At 35.2% G+C, this 14,412-nt stretch carries 14 protein-coding genes; 10 read left to right on the top strand and 4 right to left on the bottom strand.

The features are described 5' to 3' along the window. Window positions 1-213 precede the first annotated feature (213 nt). The 4 genes from ACLS0A_RS06520 to ACLS0A_RS06505 form a co-directional block, all read right to left on the bottom strand. Window positions 214-1,008 carry a factor H binding protein domain-containing protein gene (locus ACLS0A_RS06520; RefSeq protein ID WP_416083437.1) on the bottom strand — a complete coding sequence of 265 codons (795 nt, stop codon included), beginning with the start codon at window positions 1,006-1,008 and terminating at the stop codon, window positions 214-216. 570 nt (window positions 1,009-1,578) lie between these two features. Beyond that, window positions 1,579-2,478: a tyrosine-type recombinase/integrase gene (locus ACLS0A_RS06515; RefSeq protein WP_103855534.1), complete on the bottom strand. Its 900-nt coding sequence runs from the start codon at window positions 2,476-2,478 to the stop codon at window positions 1,579-1,581. Window positions 2,479-2,544: 66 nt separating this feature from the next. Then, on the bottom strand, window positions 2,545-2,856 hold the full coding sequence (locus tag ACLS0A_RS06510) for a helix-turn-helix domain-containing protein (RefSeq protein WP_250350011.1): 312 nt from the start codon (window positions 2,854-2,856) through the stop codon (window positions 2,545-2,547). Between the two features lie 644 nt (window positions 2,857-3,500). Beyond that, a complete protein-coding gene (locus ACLS0A_RS06505) occupies window positions 3,501-4,019 on the bottom strand; it encodes an Hcp family type VI secretion system effector (RefSeq protein WP_250350010.1) in 519 nt (172 codons plus the stop codon). Window positions 4,020-4,247: 228 nt separating this feature from the next. Here ACLS0A_RS06505 and tssB point away from each other — a divergent pair, with 228 nt between their 5' ends. From tssB to ACLS0A_RS06455, 10 genes are all read left to right on the top strand, one after another. After that, entirely contained in the window at window positions 4,248-4,748 is a 501-nt protein-coding gene (tssB, locus tag ACLS0A_RS06500; protein ID WP_250350009.1) for a type VI secretion system contractile sheath small subunit, read from the top strand. Between the two features lie 25 nt (window positions 4,749-4,773). Continuing rightward, window positions 4,774-6,255: a type VI secretion system contractile sheath large subunit gene (gene tssC, locus ACLS0A_RS06495; protein WP_250350008.1), complete on the top strand. Its 1,482-nt coding sequence runs from the start codon at window positions 4,774-4,776 to the stop codon at window positions 6,253-6,255. A 4-nt stretch (window positions 6,256-6,259) separates the two neighbouring features. Beyond that, the gene (gene tssE / locus ACLS0A_RS06490; RefSeq protein ID WP_250350007.1) at window positions 6,260-6,709 is read left to right on the top strand and encodes a type VI secretion system baseplate subunit TssE; all 450 of its coding nucleotides are present in this window, start codon (window positions 6,260-6,262) and stop codon (window positions 6,707-6,709) included. A 9-nt stretch (window positions 6,710-6,718) separates the two neighbouring features. Then, a complete protein-coding gene (gene tssF, locus ACLS0A_RS06485) occupies window positions 6,719-8,518 on the top strand; it encodes a type VI secretion system baseplate subunit TssF (protein ID WP_416083436.1) in 1,800 nt (599 codons plus the stop codon). Then, on the top strand, window positions 8,482-9,519 hold the full coding sequence (tssG, locus tag ACLS0A_RS06480; RefSeq protein WP_416083435.1) for a type VI secretion system baseplate subunit TssG: 1,038 nt from the start codon (window positions 8,482-8,484) through the stop codon (window positions 9,517-9,519). Before tssF ends, tssG begins: the two co-directional genes overlap by 37 nt. A 30-nt stretch (window positions 9,520-9,549) precedes the next feature. Next, window positions 9,550-11,706: a type VI secretion system Vgr family protein gene (locus ACLS0A_RS06475; RefSeq protein WP_423105291.1), complete on the top strand. Its 2,157-nt coding sequence runs from the start codon at window positions 9,550-9,552 to the stop codon at window positions 11,704-11,706. Then, complete coding sequence (locus ACLS0A_RS06470) at window positions 11,703-12,455, top strand: N-acetylmuramoyl-L-alanine amidase (protein WP_416083467.1); 753 nt, start codon at window positions 11,703-11,705, stop codon at window positions 12,453-12,455. Before ACLS0A_RS06475 ends, ACLS0A_RS06470 begins: the two co-directional genes overlap by 4 nt. Next, window positions 12,448-13,026 (top strand): hypothetical protein, encoded by a 579-nt coding sequence (locus ACLS0A_RS06465; RefSeq protein ID WP_416083468.1) that lies wholly within the window; start codon window positions 12,448-12,450, stop codon window positions 13,024-13,026. The genes ACLS0A_RS06470 and ACLS0A_RS06465 overlap by 8 nt, the downstream gene beginning before the upstream one ends. Before the next feature lie 75 nt (window positions 13,027-13,101). Then, a complete protein-coding gene (locus ACLS0A_RS06460) occupies window positions 13,102-13,803 on the top strand; it encodes an N-acetylmuramoyl-L-alanine amidase (protein ID WP_423105292.1) in 702 nt (233 codons plus the stop codon). After that, entirely contained in the window at window positions 13,796-14,374 is a 579-nt protein-coding gene (locus tag ACLS0A_RS06455; protein WP_416083469.1) for a hypothetical protein, read from the top strand. Before ACLS0A_RS06460 ends, ACLS0A_RS06455 begins: the two co-directional genes overlap by 8 nt. Window positions 14,375-14,412: the final 38 nt, after the last annotated feature.

Below are 14,412 nucleotides of genomic sequence, written 5' to 3'. Positions count from 1 at the left end.
AAAAACCTTTTCGTAAGAAAAGGTTTTTTATCTTTCAATCTGAAAATAAAAGCTAAAAACTTTGCCCTGTTTTTATTCTCTTAATTAAAAATATAAGGTCAAAAAACTGTCATAGAGAGTAATCATAAGTTATTAAATATAATCTTCCCTTAAATATAAAAAAGCCCTATTTCAATAAAATAGGGTCTATTAAATTTTAGTTAATGCTTAATATTACTTTCTTTGCCCAGCAAAGCTTTCATAAGTTTCCTGATTTTCTGAATCAATAACCACGCCTATAACCTCTTCAGCATTCGGTCCCATAAACGCCCCGACATAAGCGCCAACTTCCCCTTTATATGTAGCCATTCCTGTAAATGCCACAATATCTTCTTCACCTGTAGAAACTTCTGTGATGACCCCTTTATTTAAAACAATATCAGACAATCTTTTACCATTACTATCAAACTTGCGATCATATAACTTACCATCAACTGTTTTATCTGCGAAATCAACATTCAACTGCAATTTACCTGATGTAACTGCCCCTAATGAATATCCATTATATTGAGCAACACCACTGGTAGGAATTTGATCTCGTCTTGTGTACAATCCAAATGCGTCTAAATCATCTTCTATTACTCTAGGATCAATTACTCTACCTTCTTTATCCACTTTTACATTATTTGGCAACCACGCCCCAATAACAGAATAAGGTAAATTGATTCCCTTTGCAGTTCTACTATTTGTTTTTTCTTGGATAATTCCTATCGGATAATCAGCGAGATCCAATATTGTACCATCAGGAAATCGAATTCGTTTCGCCTCTTTTACCTGTTCTCTATATCGTTCAGGAACTAAATCTATAGATTTCATTGTATCCTTATCTAAGGTATTAATTGATGATACAACAGATTCCCTATTCGCTGTTGATGTTGATGCATCACTATCACCACTTCCGCCCCCAGAACTACAAGCAGCCAATAGACCAATACTAAGAGTTAAAACGCTAACTTTGAATAAGTTCATAAAATTACCTCTTTAAAATATTAAACAAAAATGTACTCTAATTATATCAAGAGCAGAATAATTTTAAAGTGACTCAGATCACAAGACTTTTGACAATTTTATCTATTATAAAGAACCAAAATATAAGCGATACAAATAGACATTAAACTTGTATTAATATTTATTTCTATTTCTTATTAGAACACGTAAATTATTACATTTAAAAAAGAAGTGTTAGAGATACCCCTCGAAAAATCATTTCCTACGAAATCACATCAAAAATGCCTTTTAGACACAACAAAATTTGATGCTGAGAATGATATTTTGGACGGGGAACTAGAAAAAAAACCGTAAGTTATTGATTTCAAGAGTAAACTTACGACTTAATATGAAATTCTTAATGGTGCCCGAGGGCGGACTTGAACCGCCACGACTCGAAAGTCGAGGGATTTTAAATCCCTTGTATAGCCCATTAACTCTAATAGCTCTTCAAGTGGAAGATCCAGCCAATACTACCACAAGATCTATTGCTAAATAGATAACTTGATCTTACACAAATTCCAAGGCTTGTAAAGGCTGGACATTAACTTTTTATAATAATGCTGAATTTACAGTGTCTCTAATCATTTCCACATCGTCTTCTATGTAAGTTAGTGTTACCTTAATATCCCTGTGCCCCAATAACTGCTTGGCTACGTAAAGATTATTAGGATTCTTCATTAAATTTGTTGCAACTGTGTGCCTAAATCTATGTGGAGATACATTGAACCCAACAGAACGAGATATAACTTTAAATATATGGCTTATTTGATGTTCACTGGTATTTTTAGCTCTATTCCTGGACAAAGGGCAAAAGAGATTAAAGTTAAATAACTGACAATCATTAGTTTGATTTGCTCGCTTTAATTCAAGGATAAGGTTCTGAAGATAAGGAAACAACTTATCTGAAATAGGAATTGTGTGTGAATGATGATTTTTATTTATTTCGGGAGATATATGAATAATTCTACTCACTAAATCTATATCACCAACCTTTAATTTTATTAATTGAGCTCGGCGAATTGCTGTATATCTGAATGTCTTTATTAACGTTTCAACAAACCATACAGGATTCAAGATACCTGGCAAATTATGTGCACCTTGCAGAAAAAAATCTAACTTTGCTAGTTCTGTACTAGACAAAATTTTCCGCTTAGCTTTTCCCTCTCTTAAAAATAATTTATTACAAGGATTATCTTGATAATCTAATAAATTTTGTTCAATTCCAAATTTATAGATTGCTTTGATGTGGCGCAAATAGCTATTCCATGTGATTGGTTTAATATTACTCCCAACCGCGGTTCTTCTCCAATCTAAAAGCAATAAACTAGAGATTTCATTTGGATACATAACATTGCAATTTCTCTGTAAGAGTCTAATAGCTTTCTGATAACTCTTAATTGTATCTCCTCGGAGATACTTATATAAAAAAATTTTGTAATAACTCTTCAAATGAAATATTACCTACCGCCATAATTAAGGTTCCTTTAATATTCTAATTAAAAAATTTCTAATATACTAAATTTCTATCGATTTAAAATAATTTACTCCATGCAGGATAAAATCTCTTATATCCTTTGAGTTTCGTAATAAATCCAGCAAACACTTCTCTTCTTTATTTATTGCTATAACCCCCCTCTCACCAAAAAGTATATAATTAATATCAACACCCTCTAATCCTAGCTTCATTAAATAGTCGACTCTAGGCATAATTCGATTATGCTCATATTTGAACTGAGCTTGTGATCTAACACCTCCTAATTTTGCAAATGCTCTTTGAGTTAACCCCATTCTCTGTCTTTCTTCTTTTAAACGATGACCAATATACATATACATCCCTATTCTAGATAAAACGTTGACTAGCTCGTAATATATCTATCCAAAATATACTAAGCAATCAATTTTTATTTCATTTTTTCAGATAATAAATGCGAGAGCATACTCGATCTTTAAGGGAGTAACTCATTACATGGCTATAGGTAGGATTCCAATTAGTTATAAATAACACCTATATACATTATTTGATATTTCAGGAACCATGTATTATAAAAGACAAAGCAAACAAGAAAAAAAATAGTAAATAGATATTCGTAATATTATATAGCATTTGAAAAAGATTTAATCTATTCATCTCTGCTACATTTTCTTATCTTTTACAGCTTAAAAGTAAGAATAATCAATGACAAAGAAAAAATCAATATTGACGCAGGAACTTTAAGATCAAATAGAATTATAAAAGAAAGAGACTTCCCACTCGAATTAAATAATTGAATGAGGCCTTAATAAAAGAAGCTGAACAGAAAACTTTAGATTATCGTGTGGCATAAAATCATGCAAAGGTCGATAAAAGCCATCCTTATACTCAATCCCAAACATTGAGTATTTAAATTAAGTTAGGTGATGGACCTTTAATATAGTAGCTATAATAAAGTATGGTGTGCTTGACACACCATACTCGTAGCTAATCTAGTTAATTAAGCTTCAATTGGTGTACGCCAGTCATCTGAACCTGATGTACCTGCTACAGTATGCTCCCAAGTGATTTTTCGGTAAGCTAAAAAGACATCAAGTAATTGAGTAAACTCTTTTTGAGAAGGATCCTGTGCATGTGGCATTAAAAGATCCATATTAACAATAGTTGCATCTTCTAATGTAGTTGTGAAGTAATGCTCTTGTTTGCCTTCAACTGATGTGCGATACCATTTTAATTCTACTTTCGGTAGCATTTCTCCTGAAGCTAACGCATTATAAAGTAATGGAACTGCTTTATTTAGGGCTACCGTTAAAATTAATGGTTTATGTGCACGTTGACCTGATGGTTGACCTGATTGTGGATCCGTTGGTACGGTCACTTGGTGTTTAACCTGCTGAACCAACATTTGATCTTCATGACCTTCAACAAAAATATTTCCCACAGAATCAGCCGTAAACGCACCAGCTGTGATATTACCTTGGGTTTTTCCTGTAATTGAAACGTAACATGGAGTTGGCATAGTAGTTGTCCTCACTAATGTAATAATGTAATAAATAATTATTGACGTCAGAAATCAAAAAAGATGATTTCTTGTATATTAGTATGTCGTTTTTTATCTAAAAAAACAACAAAAAGCTTAAAAAACACTCTATTAAAGAACCAGAATTTTGATATACTAAATTTGTAGATGGTCTATATACCATGTATACCCCCTTTTCATTCTATACAATTAAAGAAGGATAATGCTATGAGTAAAAAAGAAGGTTCTGTTGCACCTAAAGAGCGAATCAATATTAAATACGTCCCAGCAACAGGCGGTGAAACTGCCGAAGTTGAATTACCATTAAATCTCTTAGTTGTTGGTGATATGAAGGGAAAAGCAGAAGACTCATCTATAGAAGAGCGATCAATGATTTCTATTGATAAAAACAATTTTTCTTCAGTTATGGAAGAAATGGAAATTGGTTTGAATATTAATGTTGCAAACAAATTATCCGATAACGCATCACCAGATGATGAAATTAATGTGCAATTAGACATCAAATCTCTTAATGACTTCTCTCCAGATAACATTGTTAAATCCGTTCCAGAATTACGTAAATTGCTTGAATTAAGAGAAGCATTAACTGCCGTCAAAGGACCACTTGGGAATGTTCCGGCTTTTCGAGCTAGAATCGCAGAACTACTCGAAGATGAGCAATCCCGAGCTCAATTACTTGCAGAATTAAATTTAGTTGATAAAAAATAGTTGATCATACCAGAGGACTTTAGATATGGCTGATAAAATCCAAACAGAACAAATCGAACAAAATACCACTACCTCGGGCTCATTACTTGATGAAATCATGGCTCAAACAAGGCTTTCTGAAGATAGTGAAGGCTATGATATTGCTAAACAAGGTGTCGCTGCTTTTATTAGTAACATTTTAGAAACAGGCTCTAAAGAAGAGCCAGTAAACAAGTTATTAATAGATAAAATGATCAATGAGATTGATCGGAAATTAAGCGCCCAAGTAGATGAGATTCTACATCACAATGAATTTCGTAATTTAGAATCATCTTGGCGCTCATTAAAATTATTAGTTGATAAAACAGACTTTAGAGAAAATATTAAGATTAACGTTTTTCATGCAACAAAAGAAGAATTACTCGATGACTTCGAATTTGCACCTGAAATTGTTCAATCTGGTTTTTATAAACACGTTTATTCTTCTGGCTATGGTCAATTTGGTGGAGAACCTATTGGTGCCGTGATTGGGAACTATGAATTTACCCCTAAATCCCCAGATATGAAACTCTTGCAATATGTGAGCGCTGTAGGTTCTATGGCTCACGCCCCATTTATATCTTCCGTATCCCCCGCTTTCTTTGGTATTCAAAGTTATACTGAATTACCTGCAATTAAAGATCTAAAATCAGTGTTTGAAGGACCAATGTATGCTAAGTGGCGTTCATTACGAGAATCTGAAGACTCTCGTAGTTTAGGATTAACTGCCTCTCGTTTCTTAGTTCGTTTACCTTACTCTGTGTCAGACAATCCGGTAAAAACTTTTGGCTATGAAGAGGATGTAAGTAAAGACCACGAACACTATCTATGGGGTAATAGCGCATTTTTACTAGCTTCTTGCTTGACGGATAGTTTTGCTAAATATCGTTGGTGTGCAAATATTATTGGCCCACAAAGTGGCGGTGCGGTCTATGATTTACCAGTTCATATTTATGAAGCGATGGGACAAATTCAGTCAAAGATCCCAACAGAAGTGCTTATTACAGATAGAAGAGAATTTGAATTAGCGGAAGAAGGATTTATCGCATTAACTATGCGTAAAGGTAGTGATAATGCTGCATTCTTTTCTGCTAATTCTGTTCAAAAACCAAAAATTTTCCCAAATACAAAAGAGGGTAAAATAGCAGAAACCAACTACAAATTAGGTACTCAATTACCATATACATTTATGATCACTCGAGTAGCTCATTTCTTAAAAGTGTTACAACGTGAGCAAATTGGTAGCTGGAAAGAAGCAACTGATTTACAAACCGAGTTAAATAAATGGCTCAAGCAATATGTCGCTGATCAAGAAAACCCACCTGCAGATGTTCGTAGTCGTCGTCCATTCAGAGCGGCATCTATTTCTGTATCAGATGTAGAGGGAGATCCAGGTTGGTTCTTGTCTTCCATCAAATTAAGACCACACTTTAAATATATGGGATCTAACTTTGAACTATCGCTTGTTGGTCGTCTAGACAAGGAATAGAAAAATGGCATTATTAAGTTGGCAACGAGATAGTACAGCTAGCTTATTTGAGCGTATACAGGGGAAGGAGGTAAATCCTTCTCCTCTCTCCCATTCTGGTCTCAAAACTTTTATTGAGTCAATAAAACATAATCTTAACAATATCCTTAATACCCATCCAGGCACATCACAAAGTGCGGTCCAATTAGGTATTATGGACTTAAATGATGCCACGAGTAATACAGGAGATATCTATCAAAAAATATCCCAAATCATTCAAGAATGCATTTTGAATTTTGAGCCTCGAATCATCGCGGTAAATGTGACACCATTTCCTAATGAAGAGCAACCTCTAACCCTATTTTTTTACGTCACGGCAACAGTATCCTTTGAAGACTACACCAAAGACATTGCCTTTAATTTACACCTAGATAACGATCATCGTTATTATCTAGATATGAGCAACATTACTTAAGATGTGATTATGTCTCTTGAAAAATATTTTAGACAAGAATTAGATTATCTGCGTGAATTAGGTAAAGAAATTGCTAATGAAAAACCTCATTTGGCTAATTTTTTATCTGAAAAAAGTGCCGATCCCGATGTTGAACGATTACTAGAAGGCTTTGCCTTTTTATCTGGTAGTTTAAGAGCCAAAATTGAAGATCAATTTCCAGAGTTCACTCATAGTTTAATTAATATGCTCTGGCCAAATTATCTACGCCCAACACCAAGTATGACTATCGTTGAATTTTTTCCCAACCCTAAAGTTGCAAAAGGTTTTGATGTCGTAAATAAAGGCACCACGTTATTAAGCCGTCCTATAGCATCTGGTAACTCCGACAAAAAACTACAATGTCAATTTCAGACTTGCCGTGATGTTTGGCTCAATCCTTTCTCTCTTTCGGATGCAAGTGTATTAAATAGTAACGAGCAAGCTATTATTAGTTTAGTATTTTCTAGTGAATCGCCACTAAAGTTCTCTGAACTAGATTTAAATAAGTTGCGTTTTTATCTTGGAGCAGATGATTACACTAATCAGCAACTATATCTATGGTTTAGCTATTACTTGACAGATGCAGAGATTGTTGTCAACGACCAGAAAATAACATTACCTGAGTTTAATTTTTCACCTGCTGGATTTAATAAAGAAGACGCACTCTTACCTTACCCTAAAAATGCTTACAGCGGTTATCGGATCTTACAAGAATATTTCTGCTTTCCCGAAAGCTTCATGTTCTTTGACGTAAATGGTATCGCTCCACTACCAAATACTCTTGATGAATCAAATCAATTTATATTAAACCTCTATTTCTCTGAGCCATTGTCTTCAGATGTTCAAATCAGAAAATCAACCTTTAGACTACATTGCACACCTGCAATAAATTTATTTAAGCATAGTTGTGAACCGCTCAGATTCGATGGAGATAAAGATGAATATTTGCTAAAAGGAAGTTATTCTCATCCTGAATGGTATGAAATATTCTCAGTAGATCAAGTATCAAGCCATGTTGAAAATAGGAACAATAAAGCTAGAGGGCCTCGTCATTCTTCCACACGTCATTACTTACCTTTTGAAAGCTTTGAGCATCAAATTGAATATGCTAAAGGACGAACCGAGCTTTATTATAAAGTAAGGGCTAAAGATGCCTTATTTGAAAAAGGATTTGATCATTATATTTCTTTTATAAGAGGCGATGAGGTAATAAGTTTAGGAAAAACCGAATCCATTTCGATCAATGTGACTTGCACTAACCGTGAAATACCAACCAACTTAAAAGTTGGTGATATTTGCATCGGCACAGAAACAAACCCAGCAATTGTTGAATTTAAAAATATCACTCGCCCATCTATGCCACTGCATCCATTACTAGATGGAACACTCGCTTGGAAATTAATTTCCAATTCTTCACTAAACTACTTATCGTTACTCGAAATTGAGGCATTAAAAGAGATTATTAGAACCTATGATCTGCCCAGCTGGCATAGTAGGAGAAATGCCAAAATGTCCCAAAAGAAACTTGATGCGATTAAGTCAATAGATACCAAGCCTATAGATCGATTATTTAAAAGTGTTTCTATTAGAGGACTACAATCTACCTTATATATCAAACAAAGCGAATTTAACTCTGAAGGTGAAATGTTTTTATTTTGCACTGTGCTATCCCAATTCTTCTCTCTCTACGCAAGTGTAAATTCATTTCACAAACTGAAAGTAATAAATTTAGATAATCAAGCGAGCTATGAATGGCCTATTCAAATCGGACAGCATCAATTGATGTAAACACCGCCTCCCAAAAACTAGACATTAGCCGATACAATTTCTATCGGCTAATGGAGCTATTATGTAAAATCAAAGGGGTTGACCCAAGTGAAAGCTTAAGTTTATTACCTAAAGATGAAATTATTCGCCTAACATCACTAGCCGGATTAGGCTTCCCAATTAGAGACATCGCTAACTTAAAAGAATTACCGGATGGAACATTTGAACTTCAAGTTTCTTTTTTAGGTTTGCATGGTAGCCAATCGCCCCTACCTGGCTATTACCTAGATAGTCTAGCCACTGAATATCTTCATAAAGAGACAAAATTAGTTGATTTTATGGACTTATTCAACCATAGACTATCGTTATTACTACATCAGATTTGGCGAAAATATCGCTACTACATAAATTACCAAACAAATGGAACTGACGAATATTCTAACAGAATGTTTGCCTTAGCTGGACTTGGCTATAAAAGTATCAGAAACAAACTCTCTGTCAATCATTCCAAAATGTTAGCTTATGCTGGTATTTTATCTAGTCCTGCTCGCTCCCCTGAAATCATTTGTAACTTAGTTTCCCATTGTTTTGATTTAGAGTTCGTCTCACTAGAAAGTTGGTGTTTTCGTTATGTTGAAATCATCGAAGATGAACAAAACCGATTAGGATTAATGAAAAAAGAAGCGGGAAAACCACCAAAAGGCCGTTCTTGTTTAGGTGAAAATTTCACCTTAGGTAGCAGAAAGCCAAACAGAGGAAGCAAATTTGAATTACAGCTCAACAACCTTTCTCGGCAAGAATTTTTGTCATTTTTACCAAATGGAGAAAATTATCTCCCCCTCGTTACCTTTGTCTCTTTTATATTAAAAGATCAATTTGCCTGGGATTTGAGATTAGGATTAGCAAAAGAGCAAGTATCAGGTATGGTTTTAGGAACCGAGCAAGATAGTTTACTTGGCTGGACAAGTTTTATAGGTCATCCAGTGCAAGAACCCGATGTGTTATTGACAATTAGAGAGTAAAAATTAATACGAATTTAACAAGGAGAAATTATGTTCGACTTATTCACCTCTAAAGGCCTCCACTTCACCCTTGAAGTAGCACAACTGCCGCCTGAGACCTTCCGTGTTGTCAAATTCGATTTCGAAGAAGGCTATAATTCCCTCTTTAAACTCTCCATTGTCGCAGCAACACAACATAATCAGCTTCCATTTGGCTCACTACTCGACTGCGCTGCAACCCTTTCCATCTGGCAAGATGGTGAGCGACAACGTAATATCTCCGGTATCGTCACACAAATCAAACTCGGTAAAACCGGTGAACGCTATACCTTTTATCACTTTACCCTCTCCCCTCATCTCTGGCGATTAACCCAAAAAAGACGCTCTCGCATTTTCCAACATACCAGTATTGAAGCTATCTTAAAAACCCTGCTAAGCGATTCCGATGTGCTTTTTCACACCATTGATATCGCCTACCGCACAAGACGGGAATATTGTGTGCAATACCGCGAAACCGATTATGAATTTTTCCAACGGATTATCGGTGAAGAAGGCTTGTTTTTCTTTTGTACGGAAGATGAACATAATCAAATTGACCGGCTCTTTATTTACGATGATGCCCATCGTTTATCCAAGGAAGATACCCTCTCCCTTGACTATAATGCCAATCCTACCGTATTACGCCAAGCCCCTCATCTCCGTACCTTCCAATGGACCGAGCAAATTCGTCCTTCTGAAGTGTTGTTAAAGGATTACACCTTCAAAAAACCGAACTGGAATGCGGAATATGGCTTACAAGGCACACAAGAAGAGATTCAATTTCAAGGAGACTATCCTTACTACGACTACCCTGGCCGCTATAAAAATGACAGTGGCGAACGCTTTGCCCAATATCGTCTCGACAGTTTACGCCGTGATGCCCATACGGGCGAGGGAGAAAGTAATCACCCAGCTTTAAGAATAGGCCAACTCTTACACATTCATCGCCATCCTCGTGCTGACTTCAATCAGCCTTGGCAATTAACTTACATTCAACATCATGGAGAACAACCGCAAGCTTTGGAAGAGGAAAGCCATTTTAGTCAACGTGAAAACACTACCTTTATCACTAATCGTTTTGAATGTCTTTCTCCGGAGAAAACTTTCCGTAGTAATTTCCCTCAAAAACCACAAATCTGTGGCACACAAACTGCGGTAGTCACTGGCCCCAAAGGGGAAGAAATCTTCACGGATTACCAAGGCCGAGTGAAAGTGAAATTTCATTGGGATAAAGGGGAATTCAACGATTCCAGAAGTTCTTGCTGGGTGCGTGTTGCTCAACCTTGGGCGGGGCAAAACTGGGGAATGCTCGCCATTCCGCGTGTTGGGCAAGAAGTGGTGGTGAGTTTTTTAGAAGGTGACCCTGACCAACCGCTGATTATTGGACGCGTGTATAATGAGCTACAAATTCCTCCGGGTAATCTGCCTGCCACCTATACCCAAATGCACATTAAATCAAAAACCTACAAAGGGGAAGGTTACAACAGCATTCTCTTTGAGGATGCCGCGAACCGAGAATTATTTGAAATGCATGCCCAGCGGGATATGACCACACAGGTTGAATATGACCAAAAAAATCACATCAAAAACCACCGCACTTTAACAGTTAACGGTAGCCAACGTACTCAAATTGACCAAGGCAGAACCACCCAAATCACCACCGGTAATGACATCAAAACCGTCTTAGCGGGAAACAATCTTGAAACCATCAGCTTACTTAAAGCTATCCAAGCGAAAGAGATTTTCAACGCGGCACACGACCGTATTGAGCTTGAAGTGGGCAAACAAACCAGCCTGACGATGGACAATGAAAAGATTCTCCTTCGCTTTGGTAAAAACACGATTTTGATGAATGAAGAAGGCATTTGGTTGGATGGTGTGCATATTGGGATGCAGGAGAAGGAGTTGCAAGTGCCGGATAATACTGGAGAGCCTAAAAAAGAATCTCATTACATCGCGAAGGTTCTCGTAACAGATAAAGCTACTGGAGAAATTTTAGCTCATCGACCTTGTGAAATTGAATTTTCATCAGGAAAACGAATTAAACAAGAAACAGATCAAAATGGCTATTTATATATTCAAAGCAACCAAAAAGAAACTGTAAATATTCATGTGCTGTTTAAATCACCAAAAAGACTCTTACAAGCTAATGAGGTTATTGAAGAATGAATCAACAAATAACTACAACGATAGGATTGGAAAAAGAATATGAAGTTAAAGAGCATGTTATAAAAACGAATGACAAAGCAGCAACAAGGCAGACTATTATTAATAGAGTGAATAATAACCTAAAGGAAAGGTTCGGAACACAATTTATTGAACGCTCCGGTTGGAAAGCTAAACCGCCTAAGAAAAAACTCACCGAAGGCTGGAACTATAATGCAATCGTCATTCACCATCAAGGAAATTCAAATTTCGGTTTCTGTTGTGGAGACCCAATCAACGAAACACAGAAAATTCAACAATCTGAAATGAAAGGATCTCAAAATTTCGATGATATCGGTTACCACTATATTGTAAGCTGTGAAGGAAATATTTTAGAGGGAAGAGATATTAGATTTCAAGGTTCTCATGTAAATGAGAATAATTCCAATAAAATAGGAATATTATTACTGGGTGATTATTCCGAAATAGGAGAACTTAGCTGGGATAAAAGAGGAAGTATAAGAGATTATCTTATAGATAATTTAGACCTATTCTATTCACTCAGTGTCCCTGAGATTCAGGGATATGCTTGTATCACTTTAATTGAAGCATTGCTATCAGTGTTCTTTATTAAACAACTAGGAGGACATCGAGAATTTGCTTTACCAGGTGATCATCGAACGTGTCCAGGAAATGTAGGAATGCAATTTGTTACCTATTTAAGACAACATTTTCAACTATCTGCACCAGAAAAAGGAAAACGCAATGAGTAAAAAAAATTTTTATAAACATCTTGTAACATTATTATGCATTATCAATATTATATTAATAGGGATTATTTTCTTTTTTCATAATGAAATAGGACTTGTCAGAGTAACAACAGAATTTGGTACAGGGTATGATTTTTTTTATAAGAAAAAAGATATGCACAGAATCTTTTATATTGAACCTGTTGGAGAACGAGATTTAGATCAGCTTTCAGATGAAGCATTTAATGAGCTATCAGAATTTTGTGCAGCGGCAAAAGAAGATGGTCGTCTCTATAAAACTTCTTGTGATTCTTATTTTACTAAGGAAGTAAAAAGAAGAGCCTCTCTACGTCCTCATTCTTTTATTTTAACATATAACGGTGAAATATATAGAAATAGTCCTTATATTATGCAATATGATAAAAAAACTATAGAGGGTATAACAAATGATAAAGGAGAGACAGAAACCGTTTACGTTAGCGATAAAAATGATGTACATATAGAAATTGATTGGGAAGCTTATAAAAAACAGATGAAAACCCAAGATAATAAAAAGCCAGAAAATATTCCTTTGGAAGCAGAGAAAAAACAATAAAAAATATACTACACGCTAATAAGGTTATTGAAAAATGAATAAAAATAAAACAACTAAAGTGAAACTAAAAAAGATATCTGTGAGATTAAAAACATTCAGCTTAATGACAAAGCTGCAACAAGGCAAGCTATTATCAATTACATTGAAAAAAATCTCATACTAGGAATTTCAAATAAATTTATTGAACGCTCAGAATGGAATGCTAGAAAACCCAAGAAAGAATTATCGGATGATTGGAATTATACGGATATTGTTATCCATCATCAGGGAAATTCATCATTTGGAACAGAATGTGTACCAGTATTTGAAGTAGCGCATAGTATACAAAACGAACACATGAGTGGTAAGTTCGATGATATAGGATATCACTACATTGTTGCCTGTGATGGTCAAATAGCTGAGGGGAGAGATATTAGATTCCAAGGCTCCCATATTAATGAGAACAATTTTCATAAAGTAGGAATATTATTAACTGGAGATTATTCAGAAAGAGGTGAAGTTGATTGGGAGAAGAAAAAAGATAAAAAAGACTATCTTATAGACCACCTAGACTTTTTCTACTCCTCTAGCATTCCTCAATCTCAAAAATATGCTTGTATTATTTTAATTGAGGCATTGCTATCAGTGTTCTGTATTAAACAACTAGGAGGGCATCGAGAGTTCGCTTTATCAAATGATCGCCGCACTTGTCCAGGAAATGTAGGAATGCAATTTGTTACCTATTTAAGACAGCATTTTCAACTAGACGCACCAGAAAAAGGAAAAATTAATGAATAAAAAATTTTATAAATGCACAACAATCTTATTATGTCTTTCTAATCTTATATTGATTGGAGTTGTTATATTTTTTAATAGTGAAATAGGATTTGTTAAAGTGAGTGGTGAATTTGGTCCGGGCTATGGTTTTTTTTATAAGAAAAAAAATATGCACAGAATCTTCTATATTGACCCAGTTGGTGAACGAAACTTAGACCGACTATCTGATGAGGATTTTAATGAATTATCTGAATATTGTGCTGCATTGAATGAGGATAATTATTGGTATAAGGCGGATTGTGGCCCTCATTTTATTAAGGAAGTAAAAAGAAGAAAGGCAATAAAAAGAGTAGAGATCCCTGAAAAAATCAAAAGTCCTCACCGTTTTAGGTTATTAGGAGAAAGTGAGCCATATAGAAATATACCCTATATTATGCATTTTGATGGAGAAACCGTAAAAGGAATTACCAATGAGAACGGAGAAACAGAGGAGGTTTATGTTGCAGATGAAGATGAAGATGAAGATAATATTGATATAAAAATTGATTGGGACGCCTATTTTGGTAAGGAAGTAGATGAGTATAGCAAATAAGACTAAAAGACGGATGACAAATTTACACACCACAAAAA

The organism is Avibacterium volantium (assembly GCF_049366555.1).
Taxonomy (GTDB): Bacteria; Pseudomonadota; Gammaproteobacteria; order Enterobacterales; family Pasteurellaceae; genus Avibacterium; species Avibacterium volantium_A.
Note: the sequence above shows the minus strand (reverse complement) of the source record. Positions and strands in the feature narration are given on the sequence as shown.